Source organism: Shewanella loihica PV-4, assembly GCF_000016065.1.
Taxonomy (GTDB): Bacteria; Pseudomonadota; Gammaproteobacteria; order Enterobacterales; family Shewanellaceae; genus Shewanella; species Shewanella loihica.
Window position 1 is genome coordinate 3630444 of sequence record NC_009092.1, and the last position, 17673, is coordinate 3648116.

The 17673-nt window shown below is 53.6% G+C and carries 14 protein-coding genes and 1 other RNA gene; 6 read left to right on the top strand and 9 right to left on the bottom strand.

All coding sequences use genetic code 11. From position 1 onward, the window contains the following. Positions 1-72: 72 nt before the first annotated feature. The gene (locus SHEW_RS15820; protein WP_011866855.1) at positions 73-468 is read right to left on the bottom strand and encodes a hypothetical protein; all 396 of its coding nucleotides are present in this window, start codon (positions 466-468) and stop codon (positions 73-75) included. A 234-nt stretch (positions 469-702) separates the two neighbouring features. Here SHEW_RS15820 and SHEW_RS15825 point away from each other — a divergent pair, with 234 nt between their 5' ends. Together SHEW_RS15825 and SHEW_RS15830 are read left to right on the top strand one after the other, a co-directional pair. Next, the gene (locus SHEW_RS15825) at positions 703-3429 is read left to right on the top strand and encodes a DEAD/DEAH box helicase (RefSeq protein ID WP_011866856.1); all 2727 of its coding nucleotides are present in this window, start codon (positions 703-705) and stop codon (positions 3427-3429) included. A 234-nt stretch (positions 3430-3663) separates the two neighbouring features. Further along, positions 3664-4473 (top strand): hypothetical protein, encoded by an 810-nt coding sequence (locus SHEW_RS15830; protein ID WP_011866857.1) that lies wholly within the window; start codon positions 3664-3666, stop codon positions 4471-4473. 568 nt (positions 4474-5041) lie between these two features. Here SHEW_RS15830 and gcvP read toward each other — a convergent pair. The 6 genes from gcvP to SHEW_RS15870 form a co-directional block, all read right to left on the bottom strand. Then, entirely contained in the window at positions 5042-7930 is a 2889-nt protein-coding gene (gene gcvP, locus SHEW_RS15840; RefSeq protein WP_011866858.1) for an aminomethyl-transferring glycine dehydrogenase, read from the bottom strand. Positions 7931-8098: 168 nt separating this feature from the next. After that, positions 8099-8488, bottom strand: coding sequence for a glycine cleavage system protein GcvH (gene gcvH, locus SHEW_RS15845; protein ID WP_011866859.1), 390 nt, complete (start codon positions 8486-8488; stop codon positions 8099-8101). Between the two features lie 193 nt (positions 8489-8681). Beyond that, entirely contained in the window at positions 8682-9776 is a 1095-nt protein-coding gene (gcvT, locus tag SHEW_RS15850) for a glycine cleavage system aminomethyltransferase GcvT (protein WP_011866860.1), read from the bottom strand. A gap of 476 nt (positions 9777-10252) precedes the next feature. Continuing rightward, on the bottom strand, positions 10253-11461 hold the full coding sequence (locus tag SHEW_RS15860) for an FAD-dependent 2-octaprenylphenol hydroxylase (RefSeq protein WP_011866861.1): 1209 nt from the start codon (positions 11459-11461) through the stop codon (positions 10253-10255). A gap of 11 nt (positions 11462-11472) precedes the next feature. Next, positions 11473-12714, bottom strand: coding sequence for a 2-octaprenyl-6-methoxyphenyl hydroxylase (ubiH, locus tag SHEW_RS15865; protein ID WP_011866862.1), 1242 nt, complete (start codon positions 12712-12714; stop codon positions 11473-11475). 60 nt (positions 12715-12774) lie between these two features. Further along, entirely contained in the window at positions 12775-13347 is a 573-nt protein-coding gene (locus tag SHEW_RS15870; protein WP_011866863.1) for a UPF0149 family protein, read from the bottom strand. A gap of 283 nt (positions 13348-13630) precedes the next feature. Between SHEW_RS15870 and SHEW_RS15875 the strand changes: the two genes are divergently transcribed. From SHEW_RS15875 to SHEW_RS15880, 3 genes are all read left to right on the top strand, one after another. Continuing rightward, positions 13631-13939 (top strand): cell division protein ZapA, encoded by a 309-nt coding sequence (locus SHEW_RS15875; RefSeq protein ID WP_011866864.1) that lies wholly within the window; start codon positions 13631-13633, stop codon positions 13937-13939. Between the two features lie 77 nt (positions 13940-14016). Beyond that, positions 14017-14197, top strand: a non-coding RNA gene (gene ssrS / locus SHEW_RS20440) — 6S RNA. Between the two features lie 335 nt (positions 14198-14532). Next, the gene (locus SHEW_RS15880; RefSeq protein WP_011866865.1) at positions 14533-15144 is read left to right on the top strand and encodes a 5-formyltetrahydrofolate cyclo-ligase; all 612 of its coding nucleotides are present in this window, start codon (positions 14533-14535) and stop codon (positions 15142-15144) included. Between the two features lie 19 nt (positions 15145-15163). On the opposite strand, the gene SHEW_RS15885 is transcribed toward SHEW_RS15880, so the two are convergent. Further along, positions 15164-15985, bottom strand: a complete 822-nt coding sequence (locus SHEW_RS15885; protein WP_190272395.1) for a substrate-binding periplasmic protein — start codon at positions 15983-15985, stop codon at positions 15164-15166. 396 nt (positions 15986-16381) lie between these two features. On the opposite strand from SHEW_RS15885, the gene SHEW_RS15890 reads away from it, so the two are divergent. Then, positions 16382-16891, top strand: coding sequence for a copper resistance protein NlpE (locus SHEW_RS15890; protein ID WP_011866867.1), 510 nt, complete (start codon positions 16382-16384; stop codon positions 16889-16891). 15 nt (positions 16892-16906) lie between these two features. Here SHEW_RS15890 and SHEW_RS15895 read toward each other — a convergent pair whose 3' ends face one another. Then, positions 16907-17500: a cold-shock protein, DNA-binding gene (locus SHEW_RS15895; RefSeq protein WP_011866868.1), complete on the bottom strand. Its 594-nt coding sequence runs from the start codon at positions 17498-17500 to the stop codon at positions 16907-16909. Between the last annotated feature and the right edge of the window lie 173 nt (positions 17501-17673).

The window sequence follows — 17673 nt, forward strand, 5'->3', positions numbered from 1 at the left end:
GGGGTTTTCGCCACGGAGTTAACAAAGGTCAATGAGCAGTGAAAATCTCGAACTGAGGCAGTATTATCAAGCCTAAGCAGCAATTAGCGCGATGAGGCCGTGCTGCTGTCCTATTAAATTAGCAACAGCCACCAACCGGCTTTTTATCTCTAGTTCTATGCCTGTGCCACGCTCAAGCAAGTCATCAACGGCGATGAAGGCGATAGTCATCAGGCGGCTGTTCTCATAGTGGTAGGCGTAACCCGGTTCGACGATCCAGCTCTCTGAGATTAGCTGCTCGGCCTTTTCATCCAAGGTTCTGACCAGGTTGAAATCGAAGGTTAAGACATGGTCTTCTTTACCATACCAGTCTGCCTTAAGCGCCTGAAAGTTAATCCACATCTCAAGCTTGGCCAGTAAAGGCTTAAGTGAACTCGAAAATCTGTCATCGGCTGTGATGGTGATGGTGATGGGGAATCCTTGCTGCATGGCCCTCTTTACCTCTTGCGTAAGCTTTTCGCTTACTTTACCCGCCAGCTTGCTCTTATTCTTGGCTGCCGGAAATGACCTCGGTCTGTCGATAGGGTTTGATTGTGCTGGTGAACCGCCTCATATGCAATGGTAAAGACCAAAACCCAGAGCGCAATCTCCCACCACACCTTGTTGAAATTTAATGGTTAAGTTACTCTTGCAACGCTAATAAACCATGGGGATGGATAGGGTTTGCAAGGGATTCTGAGCTACTACAAACAGTGCTTTGCGCACGACAGCGCCGAGATCAACCTCTGGTCGTGTCATAAGCTGGCCGAGCAAGATCAGCTGCTGCTACAGGGTGAAGATGAGCTTGCCAGTGGCTTCCTCCCCCGTCTCCCCTTGCCCCACACCTTAGCCTCGACGTTAATGAACCGCAGCGCCCTCTATCTGCGTGAGCGGGTATTGCTGCATTGCAGCCTGTTCTTTAGCGGCACCTTAGAGCTCAATGGCGAGAGGCGTAAGGTGGTTACACCGCTGCTCTATCGCGAGTGCCAGATACAGGCCGATGGCGATGAGATCTTTCTGCAGGCCAGCGAGTCATTAACCGGCCAAAACCCATTTACCATCAACGAGGCGCTACTGGAAAAACTCGTGGTGGAAGGCCATAGCCTGACCCAGGATCTGCGCGATAACCCCACCGACGTGAGCGGCTGGATAGCCTGGCTGCGCGCCGGACAAGCCGATGTGGATGCCACCCAGCTACTGCATTTTCCCAAGCTGATTGATGAAGAGGTATTTGAAGGCTTAAGGCGCAAACGCAAAGGCTTTCTGGTAAGTCGCAGCCAGCTGGTGCTGGCCGAGCGATCCCTGGCCAGTCGCGGCATACTGCATGAACTCGACCTATTGATGGCGACACCAGATCTTTCCCCGCCGCTACAGGCCCTGTTTGCCGAGCAACAGCCATCGCCCCAAAGCAAACGACAGGTCACAACCCAGCAAGATTGCCTGCCGGGACTGCTGAGTAATGCCCAGATGCAGGCGCTGAATATCGCCGCCAACCACACCCTAGGGCAGATCTCAGGCCCACCCGGCACGGGCAAAAGCTACACCATAGCCACCATAGCTGCCGAGCAGATATTGCGCGGCAAGTCGGTGCTGATCGCCGCCCACACAGATGTTGCCGTGGACGTGATAGCCGATAAGTTGCAGCAACAGTTTCAGCTGGGCAGCAGCCTGATCCGCGCCGGTTCGCCGCAATTTATCAAGCAGCTCAAGTCCCAGGTGGACGACATGCTCAACGGCATTCATCCCGTCGCCAACAAGAAGGTAACTGACATCGCGCTGCAGAAGGCCTACAAGCAGCTCGAAATAGTGACCAGACAGCAAGCCAAGCTGGAACAGAGCTTTACCCGCCATTGCAAACGCGCCATAGGTCGCGGCCAGAAGCTGGCGAGGCTCGAGCAGCAAAAATCCCGCTGGCGCCTGCCCTGCTATAACTGGTTCTATCGCGGCGGCATTAGGCGCTTCTCCCGCCAGTGGGAGGTGCTCGACAGCTTAAATGGCCTGATAGCGCAGAAAGAGAAACTCAGCCTTGAGTATCTACAGCTGGCCACAAGCCACAGACAAAGCCGCCTGCTGCAAAACAAGCGCAGCTCCCTGGTTAACTTTGCCAAGGCGATACGGGCGCGTCAGTCGGCGAAACAGCTGGAGGCCTTCTACAACACGGACTTCTCGGCGCTGCAGCAGACCTTTCCCATCTGGTTATCCAGCCTCGCCAACCTGCACAGGGTAATGCCCCTGCAGCAGGAGATGTTCGATCTGGTGATCATCGACGAGGCCACCCAGGCCAATATTGCCGAGTGTCTGCCCGCCCTGCAGCGCGCCAAGGCGGCGCTTGTGGTGGGCGACAGCAAACAGCTGAGACACTTCTCATTTCTGTCTCGCGAGAAACAAGCCAGCATTCAAACCCAGCTCGGTATAGCACCGGACAGACGCGGACTGCTGAGCTATCGCGATGCCAGCATGCTCGACCTAGTATCTGGCTCGTTGAGCGGCCAGGCCCAGGTTGCCTTTCTGGACGAGCACTTTCGCAGCAAGCCAGAGCTTATCCAGTTCAGTAATCAGGCCTTCTATCAAAATGCCCTCAAGGTGATGCAGCACAGGCCCTGCACCAGCTCGGGACACTTGCACAGAATTCAGGTTGATGGGATGCGCGACGCCAAGGGAGTAAACCTCCTCGAGGCCGAGGCCTTGATGGACAAGCTAGCCAAGCTTATCGAGGAACAGGCCGATGCCTTGGTGCCCTCTAGCATCGGGGTGCTCTCCTGTTTTCGACATCAGACAGAGTATCTGTCGAAGCAGATCATAGCCCGGTTCAGCCTGGCACAGATAGAACGTCATCAGCTGCGGATCGCCACGCCTTTTGGCTTTCAAGGCGAGGAACGCGACATCATGCTGCTCTCCTTCAGCGTGACTGCACAAGACAGTCGCGCCGCGGCCTACCTTAACCGCGCCGATATGTTTAACGTGGCTATCACCCGCGCCAAACAGGCCCAGTGGCTATTTTTGTCATTGGATGAAACGGCGCTGCCTAACAATAATCTGCTGGCCAAATACCTCACCTCGGCGACCCAGTTTGAGGCCAAACACAACTATGTCGATGCGTTAGATGAGTTTGGTCAGTCGGTGACCCAGGCGCTGGAGGCAAAAGGCATCACAGTGTGGCGTGCCTACCATATGGCGGGGCTGGAGCTGGATATCCTCTGCCGTTACGGCGACCAGTATCTGGCGATAGACTTAATCGGCTATCCCGGCCCCTGGGAGGACTTCTTCGAGGTTAACCTCTACAAGCTACTGCAGCGCGCCGGCGTCAGCCTGATGCCGCTAAGCTACGGCCTGTGGAGCCAACAGCAAGCCCTGTGTATCGACCACATCTGTAAGCAGTTCGGTATAGCGCCAACCCAAGAGGTCGCTTGAAGAAAATTCAATTGCCCACAGCCAGTTAATACCGCAAGGTTAGGTTTTTAGATCAAATGGATAGTAAGTATGTCAAAGGGAATGACACAGCTTAACCGGATACCTCTACCGTTTTTATTATCGGCGTTATTGCTGACTCTATCACTGACCTCCACACTCGTTTTAGGGCTGCCAGAGGGTGCGGCAAACCTAGCCATCCCCTGCTTGGAAAATACCTACTTACAGGATCCCCATATGGAGGCTCCCTGCACAAAGGACGTGATCGATAACACGGCAAACCTCACCGATCAGAATGATGCCATGCTGGAGAGCGGGCAAGAGGTCCATATGGTGAGCGAAATCGAGCTCACCTTAGCTAGCAACGGAATTGATAGACAAGCCACACCGCAAATCAGCGCCGTCAAATTCCTCTCCGCCACCATGACACTTAGTTGTGATAGCGACTGTGACACCATGGACGGCCTGAACCGTCACGGCGGGCAGCTATTTACCGCCTTTAACCGTTACCTCGCCTACCTGCCTCAGCTTAATCTGGTGAGTGCCAAGGACTACAAGCTAGAAGACTCTAAGCTAAAAGGCTTTGAGCTAGAAGGCGATAGCGAGTCGCTGCTTATCCGCATCGGGCAAAGCAAGACAGAAATATCTAACTTATTAGCGGCGAACATTCAGAGCGAAATTAACGAAGGAAACCAACCCAGAGTTTACGTCAAACTCCTTGGCGAACATGACTTAGTACTCCACCTCAAACTCATGCTTACAGGCAAAACCTGGTTAATCGCAGAGACCATTGAAGAGGGCTTGAGAAGCACAGAAACAGTTGAAGACGGCTTGAGCCTAGCAGAGCAACTGCCCTTGATTAACTTCAGTCAGAGCGAGTATGAGGTCTTTCATCAAAACAGGCCTTGGGCGGAGCATTTTGTAATGAATCAAATCCGCCTAAACCAATGCTGGCACAGAACAATCGCCGCGACACGACTCGCCCCCGACGGCACCACCACAACCCAGGACAGAGACGTCGTCACCTGCAACTATCAATACCGATAACGGCTCAGTCGCGCACAGCTATAACGAAGCCGCACAGCGCTAACGAATATAAAAAAAGCGAACCACGTGGGTTCGCTTTTTTATTTTGGTCAGTGTTAAGACACATCCCAAATGACGTTACTGCCGAAGATAAGACAAGGAAGCCTGCTGTTTTCGCCGCGCAGTTGACTCTAGTCAATGAGCAGCGAAAACAACGGGATGACGCCGTGCTATATAAACTGATTAGCCAACAAAAAGCGAACCACAAGGGTTCGCTTTTTTATCAGTTAGTCGATCACATAATTGCGTCGCTGACGAAGCTAAAGCAAGGCGGATTGAGAGCTTTCGCGCGCAGTTGACTCTAGTCAATGAGCAGCGAAAACAACGGGATGACGCCGTGCTATATAAACTGATTAGCCAACAAAAAGCGAACCACAAGGGTTCGCTTTTTTATCAGTTAGCTAATCACATAATTGCGTCGCTGACGAAGCTAATGCAAGGCGGATTGAGAGCTTTCGCGCGGAGTTGACTTGTGTCAATGAGCACGAAAGCTGAGATTCAACGCCGCAGTAGCGAGTCCAAGCAGCAATTATTTGTAATCGTCAATCGGTGCACATGAGCACATTAGATTACGGTCACCGTACACGTCATCGATACGATTCACAGTCGGCCAGAACTTGTTAGCCTTAACCGCAGCCGTTGGGAACACGGCCGTTTCACGGCTGTATGGACGTGAGTCGAACTCGCTGTCCATGATATCGGCCATGGTGTGTGGTGCGTTGTGCAGCGGATTGTTGTCCGCTGGCCACTCACCGGCTTCAACCTTAGCGATCTCGCCGCGAATAGCGACCATGGCTTCGATGAAGCGATCCAGCTCAGCCTTAGACTCAGATTCTGTTGGCTCGATCATCAGGGTACCGGCAACCGGGAAGCTCATGGTCGGCGCGTGGAAACCGTAGTCGTTCAGACGCTTAGCGATATCCATCTCGGTGACGCCAGAGGCTTCTTTCAGCGGACGCAGGTCGATGATGCACTCGTGCGCTACGCGGTCATTACGGCCTGTGTAGAGCACAGGGTAATGGGCAGACAGCTTCTTCATCACATAGTTAGCGTTTAGCAGTGCCATCTGAGTAGACTGTCTCAGGCCCTGGTAACCCAGTAGCTTGATGTACATCCAGGTGATAGGCAGGATGCTGGCGCTGCCGTATGGCGCTGCCGATACCGCACCGTTGTTGTCTGACTCACGACCATGCTTAACCACGGCGTGACCGGCAACGAATGGCGCAAGGTGTGCTTTAACGCCGATTGGGCCCATACCTGGTCCGCCGCCGCCGTGTGGAATGGCGAAGGTCTTGTGCAGGTTAAGGTGCGACACGTCTGCGCCGATTGAACCAGGTGAAGTCAGACCTACCTGAGCGTTCATGTTGGCACCGTCCAGGTATACCTGGCCACCGTGCTGATGGATCACTTCACAGATCTCGCTGATGGTCTCTTCGTACACACCGTGAGTCGATGGGTAGGTCACCATGATACAAGAGAGGTTTTCGGCCACTTCGGCAGCCTTAGCCTTAAGATCTTCCATGTCCACGTTACCCTGTTTGTCACAGGCGGTAACTACGATCTTCATGCCAGCAAGCTGGGCAGATGCAGGGTTAGTACCGTGGGCAGACTGAGGGATCAGACAGACGTTTCTGTGGCCTTCACCGCGAGACTCGTGGTACTTCTTGATAGCCAGCAGACCGGCGTATTCGCCCGAAGCGCCCGAGTTAGGCTGCATGCACATGGCGTCATAACCTGTGATGTCGACCAACCAGTTTGATAGCTCTTCGATAAGCTCGGCATACCCCTGGGCTTGATCTTGCGGGCAGAAAGGATGCATATTGCCAAATTCTGGCCAGCTCACAGGCATCATCTCGGTTGCAGCGTTCAGCTTCATGGTGCAAGAACCCAGTGAGATCATCGAGTGGTTCAGTGCTAAATCTTTGTTTTCCAGACGCTTGATGTAACGCATCATCTCAGTTTCGCTGTGGTAGCGATTGAACGTTGGATGCTCAAGGATAGCGTCTTGGCGTACCAGCTCGGCTGGAATTGAGTTGCTGCCATTAGCGATGATGTCGGCATCGATTGCCGCCACATCCAGCCCATGACCTTCGCCCAGTACGATATCAAACAGCTGCGCCACATCTTCACGCGTGGTGGTCTCAGCCATGGCGACACCTAAAATGCCGTCGCTGTCTATACGCAGGTTAACTTCACCGGCAATGGCGCGAGCCTGCGCGGCGGCGCTGTCGGCAACCTTGAAGGAAACGGTATCGAACCAAGTATTATTAACCAGCTCAACGCCTTTCGCTTTCAAGCCAGCGGCAAAGATGTCGGCCAGACGGTGGATACGATCGGCGATGATCTTCAGGCCTTGTGGGCCATGGAATACGGCGTAGAAAGAGGCCATGTTGGCCAGCAGCACCTGTGCGGTACAGATGTTTGAGTTAGCCTTTTCGCGGCGGATATGCTGCTCACGAGTCTGCATCGCCATACGCAGTGCGCGGTTGCCGCGGGTATCTTGAGACACACCGATAATTCGGCCTGGCAGTGAACGCTTGTGTTGGTCGCGAGTCACGAAGAAGGCGGCGTGTGGACCACCAAAGCCCATTGGTACGCCGAAACGCTGAGCGCTACCGAAGACCACATCGGCGCCCATTGAGCCAGGCGACTTGAGCGATACCAACGACATGATGTCGGCGGCAACAGTCACGACGGCTTTCTTCTCTTGCAGCGCGGCAAACAGCTCGGTGAAGTCGGTGATTTGACCATAGTGGTTGGTGTATTGGAACAAGGCACCAAACAGCTCATAGTTAACCGCTTCGCTGGCTGGGCCAACCACGATTTCGAAACCGAAACATTCGGCGCGGGTCTTCACCACGTCGATAGTCTGTGGGAACACATCGTCGGCGATGAAGAAGATGTTAGCTTTCTTCGCCTTAGAGACACGCTTGGCCAGCGCCATGGCTTCGGCGGCTGCGGTGGCTTCGTCCAGCAAAGAGGCTGAAGCCAGGTCAAGACCGGTAAGATCCATCGACAGCTGTTGGAAGTTAAGGATGGCTTCCAGACGGCCCTGGGCGATCTCTGGCTGGTATGGGGTATACGCCGTGTACCAACCTGGATTTTCGAATACGTTACGCTGAATCACGCTTGGCACGATAGTGCCGTAGTAACCCATGCCGATGTAGCTCTTGAACACCTTGTTCTTATCCGCGTACTTGCGAATTGAGGCAAGGCCTTCGGCTTCGCCACAGGCGCTGCCAACGGCAAGATCGCGTCCAAGACGAATCGACTCAGGGACTATCTGCTGTGTCAAATCTTCTAAAGATTCTGCACCAACGAAGTTCAGCATCTCTTGCTGATCTGCGCTGTCCGGGCCGATATGACGACGGATAAATAGTTCGTGCTGCTCTAACTGAGTGAGGGTTTCAGTGGTCATGATTAACCTAGTTCCATATTTGCCAGTATCCTAGCTGTAGGGGGCTGGTGTTACCGGTCTCGTTGTTTGATGTGGTTCTACTTCTCGTTATCGGCCTGCATATTGCGCGGGCTTATAACGAACGAAGCCCCATCTCTTTGCGATATGGGGCTTCGTAGGCATCGACAATTACTCTTCGTCGATAACCGCTTGATAGCCTTCGGCATCAAGCAAATTGTCTAGTTCGCTCAGGTCGCTTGGCATGATGCGGAAGAACCAGCCATCACCGTATGCGTCGCTGTTAACCAGCTCAGGAGAATCTTCTAGCGCTTCGTTAACCGCTACCACTTCACCTGAAACGGGTGCGTAGATGTCTGAAGCGGCTTTAACCGACTCGGCTACCGCGCAGTCATCGCCGGCGCTAACACTGTCGCCCACTTCTGGCAGCTCAACGAATACCATGTCGCCTAGCAACTCTTGGGCGTGCTCACTGATACCAACAGTGTATGAACCGTCTTCTTCTCTGCGGATCCATTCGTGTGAAGAAGCGTATTTCAATTCAGTCGGAATATTGCTCATTATTTTTGTTCCTTGTTCCGTAGTGCTAAATTTTAAAAACTAAGACTGTATAACCACTCAAGCGCCTGTCATTCGACTGGGTCAGCCGATATTTTAGCAGCTTTGGCCCGAGTTGCTTAGGTAGAGCAACCCGGCCCCGCTATTGCCCTTTTGGCAGCCTGACGGCTAAACAGGGATAACCCTTATCAAACAGTTAGAAAGCCTGCTTACCGTTGCGCACGAAGCTAGGTGCGATCACTTTAACAGGGACGCGCTTCTTACGCATCTCTACTTCTGCGACATCGCCAACAGAATTTGGCACCCGGGCCATGGCGATTGAGTAGCCCAGAGTAGGAGAGAAGGTGCCGCTGGTGATAGCGCCCTGCTGCTCAACGCCGTCTGCGTCGGTGAAGAAGACTGGCATGCCGGTGCGCAGTACGCCCTTGGCTTCCATCACCAGACCAACTAGCTTATCTGTGCCGGCGGCCTTGATAGCGGCTAGCGCTTCGCGGCCGATGAAGTCACGGTCTTCAGGTTCCCAGGCGATGGTCCAGCCCATGTTGGCCGCTAGCGGGTTAACGCTCTCGTCCATATCTTGGCCGTACAGGTTCATGCCTGCTTCTAAACGTAGGGTGTCGCGGGCGCCCAGACCGCATGGCTTAACGCCATTGTCTAGCAGGGCTTGCCACAGGGCTTCGGCTTCAGCCTCGGGTACGATGATCTCGTAACCGGCTTCGCCTGTGTAACCTGTGGTTGCGATGAAGAGAGAGCCAGACTGCACACCGAAGAAAGGCTTCATGCCTTCAACCGCTGCGTTTTGCTCGTCGGTAAATACCGCCGCCGCTTTCGCCTTAGCGTTAGGACCTTGAACGGCGATCATCGCCAGCTCAGGACGCTCAGTGACAGTCACGTCATAGCCTTTAACTTGCTCGGTGATCCAGGCGAGATCTTTCTCGCGAGTGGCCGAGTTCACTACGATACGGTAATGGGTGTCGCTGAGATAATAGGTGATCAGGTCGTCGATAACGCCTGCATTGTGGTCTAACATGCCACCGTAGAGTGCCTTACCCGGCACCTTGAGTTTGGCGACGTCGTTGGCCAGTAGCTTACGAAGAAAATCACAGGCCTCAGCACCCGTAACATCAACTACTGTCATGTGAGACACGTCAAACATACCTGCGTCTTGACGCACAACATGGTGTTCTTCGATTTGAGAGCCGTAGTTTAGCGGCATGTCCCAACCGTGAAAGTCGACCATTTTGGCGTTAGCTTCTAGGTGCTTGTTAAAGAGTACAGTTTTATTAGCCATTATTATCTCTTCTTTTTTTGCCCTTTTCGGGTCTTACCTGGCGGTGCCTCAGCGCTAGGGCATGATTGATGAAATGGGGCAAAGGCCGAAAGGGTCGGTCAAGCACTATCTTGTCATCAATAGGCGGTAGCGAAGCAGACGGTCATGGTGAACCGTCTCGAACTGACACACCTGAACCTAGGGTACGTAGGGCCAGGATGTGATTGCAAAGATGAGTTTTTGCATCAATTGCGTCGAATAAGATGCATCAACAAATTCTGTTTTAAGATACGCGCTTGGTATCAAAATGCGGCGAAATTATACCTTGCGTCACAGTTTTGTATACAAGAGAATTTTCTAATCCGAACCATTTTCCCATTACTTTTTCTCATGTTTAAAATGTAGTTTTTTTACATGAGAATCCGTATATCAAATCAAATGATGTCAACCACTTGTATTTAAAAACAAAATGATAAGGTGCCGCATTTTTCCCGAGCTTATTTACACAACTCAGGCAAGCGGGTTTTGTTACCCATAGCCTGTTGCATAAACAGTGTTTTCACAGGAGAAAGGTTATCCACCAGATTGAGACCCAGATCCCGCAGGGCTTTTTTCACCGGATTACTGCCTTCGAACAGCCGCTTGAAGCCCTCCATCGCCGCGATCATCTCCAGCGCGTCCGCCTTACGCCAACGCTCTAACGGACGAAGATTGGCATAATCGCCGAGATCCTTGCCCTTGGCCTTGAGTTCGCTCAGGGTCTCGATAATGGCGGCGGCGTCCAAGAAGCCCAAGTTAACCCCCTGGCCTGCCAGCGGATGTATGGTGTGGGCCGCATCCCCCGCAAGCACCAGACGGTGACGGGCAAAGTGACGGGCATAACGCATCCGCAGCGGGAAGGCCTGGGGCTCACTCTCCAGCGTACACATGCCCAGCTTACCGTCGAAGGCGGCGGTCAGGCTGCGTTCGAACTGCACCTTGTCCCCCTCCAGCAGCGACTGCGCCTTGGCAGGAGGCACGGACCAGACGATAGAGCAGAGACTTGGCTCAAACAGCGGCAGAAACGCCAATGGGCCATCACTTAAGAACACCTGTCTGGCGGTGGCATTGTGCGGCAGCTCGGTGCGGATCGAGGCGACAATGGCGTGATGACCATAGTCCCAGAAGGTCATAGGGATCTTGCACTGCTCGCGCACCCAGGAATTGGCACCATCGGCGCCAATCACCAGTGCCGCCGACAGGTTGTCGCCGTTATCCAGGGTCAGCCAGGCCTCACGCTCGCCAAAGGCTATCTTCTCCAGACGGTGATTTTCCAGGTGGGTGATTTCACTTAGCTCACCGGCACGGGTCGCCAAGGCATGGCTGATGTTGTCATTTTCTATGATGCTGCCCAGGGTCTGCTCGCTGATCGAATGAGCATCGAAACCTATCTTGCCCAAGCTATCCTTATCCCACACCGCCATCTTCTGATAGGGGCCGACGCGAGACTCGTCGATATAGGCCCAGGCCCCCAGATGGGTAAGTAATCGCTGACTCGCCTTGTTGATGGCGCTGACTCTTAATCTGGCCTCACCGGATACCGCCTGGGTTTCGCCGGCATCGATCACCACGACTCTCAGCCCTTCCTGCCCAAGGCCGATGGCGGTTGCCAGCCCGACCATGCCTCCGCCGATGATGGCAACGTCATAGGTTTGTGTACTGAACATATAGCGATCCTTTATCCAAGTTGGCTGGCTGATTGAGGCGATTTCCACCCCATGGCTTTGCGGGCAATGGGCGTCTTGAGCGGCGGACACCAGGAAAGCAGACGCAACCCCAGGTTACGACCGGCCACCAGGGGCCAGTGCTGATTCGAGAAGCCGCGCACTAAGAATTCGACATTGGTGATGGTGGTGTCACGGTCTTGCCGGCGACGGCTAAGGTATTCATGGGTCAGCTTGGCGCCGCCGATATCCTCGCCGCGTTCGAGCGCCTCATCGACCACCTCGAGCAGACAGACGAGATCCCTCAGCCCCAGGTTAAAGCCCTGGCCTGCGATGGGGTGCAGCGTCTGCGCCGCGTTGCCGATAAATACGGTGCGCTGATAGATGGGGCGCGCCATGTAAGAGAGCTTAAGCGGATAGGCGTAACGCTCACCCACATCGATAAAACGCCCGGCGCGGTGACCAAAGGCATCTTGCAGCGCATCTAAAAACGCAGGTTTCTCGGCGCCCAGCATCAGCTCGGCATGCTCTGGCGCCAGCGCCCATACCAGGGAGACTCTGGATTGCCCATCCACATTGGCCATGGGCAGAATCGCCAGCGGGCCGCTGTCGGTGAAGCGCTCATAGGCCCACTCTTGATGGGGCTTGTCGGTGAGCACGTTGGCCACCACGGCCACCTGCTCAAAGTCCACCTGCTCCAGCGGCAGCTTAAAGTCCTGCCTGACCTTAGAATGTAGACCGTCGGCAGCCACCACCAGCTTGGCGCTGAGGGCAGTGCCATCGTCTAGCATCAATTGCTGGGCATCGACGCCGGCGACAATACTGGCCACCTTGGAGGGACAAAACAGGCTGACATCCTGTTGCTCCAGCAGGCTAAATAGCTTGGCACCGACACGCTCGAGTTCCACCACCTGACCCAGGTAGGGCAGATGAAAATCTTTGGCGTTGAGGGTCGTCATGCCGAAATGGCCGCGATCCGAGACATGGATATTCTCGATGGCCGTGCCCAGGTGGGCCAGCTTAGGCCAGATGCCGAGACGGGTCAGCTCGAAGATGGAGCCCTGGGCGATAGCGATGGAACGGGCGTCGAAACCCGGATGGCCGTCGCCGGGACGGTTGGCCTCGATAAGGGCGATGCGCAGCACTTGCTGGCGTTTCTGTGCCAGGTTGGCCAGGCCCAGGGCCAGGGTGGCACCGGCCATGGCGCCGCCAACGATGGCGATATCAAACTGCTTAGGGTCAGACGAAGTGGTCATTCACTTTCTCTTTCTGTGGCAAGCAGTTAAATCTGCTCGCCCCGATAAATGCAGACAATATTAATGAATCATGGGGTCTTGATCTTTGATCTCACTCGGCTCGGGGCCAAATTCGGCGTAACAGAGTAGCGCCGCCATGCGAGCAAACTCCATCAGCTCTATGTAGGCCGCCTCGGACTCTTCATCTTCGGCCACATCGAACTCCACCTGAGCGATCTCGGCGAGATCTTTAATCACCTCTTTTACGTCGCTCGAGGCGCGATTGAGCTTAGGCTGCGCCATGGCGATGCCCGTCAGGAAGCTCTGCACCCAGAGAGAGAGCGCCTCGACCCGCTTGCTCAGGGTCTCCTCCTCTTCCGGCGCCATAGGCGTGAAGCCGAAATCGGCATCTGTGATGCGCGCCAGGGTGTCTTGATAAAGCTCTTCCAGCAGCTGCACCAGAGAAGGCGGCGGCAACTGACCATCGTTGATCAGTTCGAGCAAGGGCTTGATCCACTCGCTCTTGGCCTGACCCACGCCACCGCAGATAAGGCCCACCAGGGAACCATGGACTTCAACGGGATGTTGGGCGATATCGGCGGCATTGAGCTCGGCCAACAGAATTTCGATGCGTAAAGAGGGAGGGGTTGCCATAAGGTGTTCCAATCATAATTTCACTGTGGACATGCTAGCAGATCTGGCCTGCGCGACCAAGCCAAAAGCTTTGTTCTACCACCAAGTTAGGCCTTGGATGACTATGGCCTGAGCCAGTAACTGCGCACAATTCATCCAGGGCAAAGCATTCAGCGCTAAGCTATTGGTTATCTAAACAACATTTAATCTAACAAAGCGTTATTAAGGCCCCAGTGTTATTGCACTTTCTAGGGCAGCCCGATATAGTCCGCTCAACGACAGGATAAAAGGATCTACATCGCAAATGAGTAGCCATGCTATCGAAATTAGCTTATTGGGCCGCACCTACTCCATCGCTTGTCCGATAGGACAGGAAGATGCCTTGCGCCATGTGGCCAACAAGCTGGAAAAGCAGCTGAGTTCCCTGCGTGCTCGAACCAACAACCTTAGCCGGGAAGAAATTGCCATCATGGCGGCACTAAATATTGGCTATGAATTGTTGGAAGAACAGAAGAAGAATCAAGATTATATTAAGCAGATGGATGACAAGATCGGTCTGCTGCAATCGACCTTGGAGAGTGCGCTGGTTGAGCGTGCCACAAAAGACGATTAAACTGTAATTACGCGTGAGGCGAAGCGATTTATCACGAATATCGCCGCCCGACCGCTAAGGTCGATACGCAACAATTTTGCTCCCTGTGGTGTGCGTGAGTCGGTTATGTCCCTGTGCCGATATTTACAAACTCAGGGTGAATGTTTTGATGACATTGCGCAAGCTCGGCGCGAACCGAGAAGCCTTAGGATTTGATCATTTACCCGCCTTGAACCTACGGTTCAAGGGCTACACCGGTAACGGCATCTTGGGGAGCAATTCAAATTAGAGAGGCTGAAAGGTATAACACTTTTCGGCCTTTTTTATATCCTCATCAAACTCGCGCCAACCCGTTAGCTAAATTGCCAAGCAGTTGAAAGTGTAATGACAACAGAGATAGACTGCCCACATCAAAGCAAACTCGATAATACCAATCACGGTAAGTAAGTGATCAGAAGTAGCGTGGGAAAAACGGTAGAGAACAAGGCAAAATTTTTCGATAAGTTGTTATTCTACAATCAAAAATAATAACGCCGTTATCGGGCGTTTTAACAAGCTAGCATGATCAGTTATTTACTACGATTGGTATAACTGCCTTCACTGGAGTAGGGACATTGAAACCAGCCTTCGCGCCGAGCACCGCCAATCAAGAAAATCGTCAGGCGATTAGAAATCAGATCCGCAGTGCGAGACGGGCGATCCCCGAGCAGACCCAGCAGCAATTTGCCCAGGAGGCGGCCAGCAGACTGATGGCGGTGATTAGTCAGCGTCAGGCCAAGCATGTGGCGCTTTATCTGACCAGTGATGGCGAGCTGGATACCCAGCCGCTGATTGAAACCCTGTGGCAGGCAGGGGGGAATGTCTATTTGCCGCGTCTGCACCCCTTCTCACGGGGCAACCTGCTGTTTTTTAAATACCATCCCACCAGCCACCTGATCCAGAATCGCCTCAAGATCTGGGAGCCCAAGCTCAACATCACAGAGATGATCTTGCCCCAGCATCTGGATGTGATCATCACTCCCCTGGTGGCCTTCGATGAGCAGGGAAATCGTATGGGAATGGGCGGCGGCTATTACGACCGTTGCCTGAGCGACTGGCAGCTTAGGGGGAAACCCTACCCCATTGGCTATGCCCATGATTGCCAGCGAGTCGAATCACTGCCCACCGAGCATTGGGATGTGCCCCTGCCCATGATAGTGACTCCATCGGCTACTCACACAAGTTAAGGTAAAATTGGCAAGCGGGCTATTGGCTGCTCTGCGACTTTTGCTGCCAATAGGCGTTGTGCTCGAAACCATGGCTGGCCAGAATCTTGGTCAGCTCGCCGCTGCGATGCAGCTCAGCCAGGCTCTGGTTAAAGTCGGCTAAAATCTGCCGGGCATTAGGAAGATGCTTGGCCACCCCGATATGAAACAGCTCCACGCTCAAAGGGTCTCCCACCGGCTCAAGCTTACCGTTATATTCGCTGCCGGGGCGTTCGATAAGGTAGCGGGCGACATCCTCACAGATCAGCACCAGATCCACCCGACCGGCCAGCAGTTTCCTTAGGTTCACCGCATCTGAGCTGGCGGCCTCGGTATTCAGGTTAGCTTGACCGAAGGCCACAGGGTTGGCATAGCCGCGGCCGATACCGATAAGATAGGGCTTGAGATCCTTGATATCGCGAAAGACAATCTTGCTGTCGCTGCGCTTATACAGGCGAATTGAGACAGATAACAAGGGGTCGGAAAAGTCGATCCACTGCTCCCGTTCGGGCCGATACCATACGCCTATGATGAGATCCGCCAGCTCCCGCTTAATAAGCGTTTGGGCGCGAATAAAAGGGTAAAACTCATGGGACAGCGGATATCCCGCATGTTCAAATACCGCCTCCACCAGGTGGTACACCACGCCCCACTCGGACATCTGCGGCGAGTAGAAGGGCGGATAATCGTTAGACACGCTAATCAGTGGCGTTTTCGCCATCGCCGGCAGTTGATGCAGCTCGCTATGTCGCTCTCCGTCGCTGGCCATGGCCTGGGCGCAGAGCAACATCTGCCACAAGGCTAGCCCCACGACTAGGCTCATTACTCGCCAGATTTGTTTCAGCCAGCCCAGACGAGACATAAGTAGCCTAAGTGCACTGATGCCCGGCGCCAATCGAAGCGAACCAAAGTCTTTGCTCGGGCGAACTTGAGCAGAATGACAAGCTGTAACCATCTAAGCTTTTCCAGCGAATTAACAAAAGGATAGTTCACATTTTAGTCTAGTTTTTACCGGCTCGTGATGCTGCAGGCCCTAAGTGATGGCAAACTCAAGTTAACTCAGCAAATTAATCAGGCTATCCACTCGGTCCACTTTGAAAGCCTTAGGTTTACGGGCTAAAGTGTGCAGAGACTTTTTGCACTGGCGGCCAAAGGTTTTCTAAGCCACAAGGCTCTTCGCCATTTGCCGCCAGGCGCTTCACCATTAAAGGATGAAACAATGAAGATTAGCGCGCGACTCCTCCCCCTTGTTCTGCTCACCCTAGGCGCCTGCGCCCAACAGACCAGTCAGGCACCCGAACCTCAGACAGAAGCGCAGGCCTCACAAGCGTCAGAGCCTCAAGCCGCTCAGACTATGCCCCTTGGCGACACCAGCCGTAACGCGCTGGATTGGCCGGGCCTCTATAAAGGCACCCTGCCCTGCGTCGACTGTCAGGGGATCGCCATGAGCCTCAAGCTTAATGGTGACAACAGCTATCAACTCTCTCAACAATATCTTGGCAAGCAAAACCTTGGTGAGCAAAACCTTGGTGAGCAAAATCAAGCAACCGATGTCGTCCTTGAGGGGCAGTTTAGCTGGAATGAGATGGGCAGCAAGATCACCCTAGATAGCAAGGCCAGAGGCATGAAGCTTCAGGTGGGCGAGAATATTCTCTTTATGCTGGACGATAAGGGGGAGCGGATTAAGGGGGCGCTGGCCCAGCAATATCAATTGTTGAAAGCCAATTGATATTGCCTGTCAGACTTAATTTGATTTACACCAGAGATTGACGCAGGGGGTATCGCCCACATTGACCTCAAATCCGGGGCAATGGTTGGCGAAGTATTTGGCCTCCTGACAGGAGGTCATCTGCAGACACTGCTGGCGGGCATCGCAGCTAAACACCACATTCTGCAGCTTCTGCTTACCCACGTAATACTCAGACCCAGGGGGGAACAGCCCCTCCGGCGGTTTGATATCCACATCGGCCGAGTAGTCATAGTTGACCATAAACAGATAGAGCAGATTACCAAAGGCGATCGCCAGGGCCACCAGACCAACCTTGACGCGCCAGCTGATGGCATCTTCGCTGTCAAACTTATCATGGGACTCGAAAGGAGAGGTCAAGGTGATAGGATTACCTAGGTCTATCTCGCCCTTGGTGACCTTAGTGCCGCGCAGCGCGTCTTTCCACTGACGATACACCACAGATTCACCCTCTTTAGGCATGTGTTCATAGGGGAGTAAATTGATGCCAAAAATTCTGAGTTCGTCCGATCCGTCGTCCGGGGCGATGAAACCTACCCTCTGCTCCTGATTCCAACGAACAAGCGTTCCTCGCTTAGCTCTAATATCCATATTCCTGTCCGCCTTGAAAGCCTTTCCTGGGAGGCGGCTACCTTCCCAAGCCGCTGTAACCTGTTTAAACCATTCAGGGTATCCAACCCAAAACCGTTAACAGTTACGTTACACTTCTCTATCAATATAATTAGCTTTTCATGGTACGGCAAGTATGATTTTGTAGCATCTTT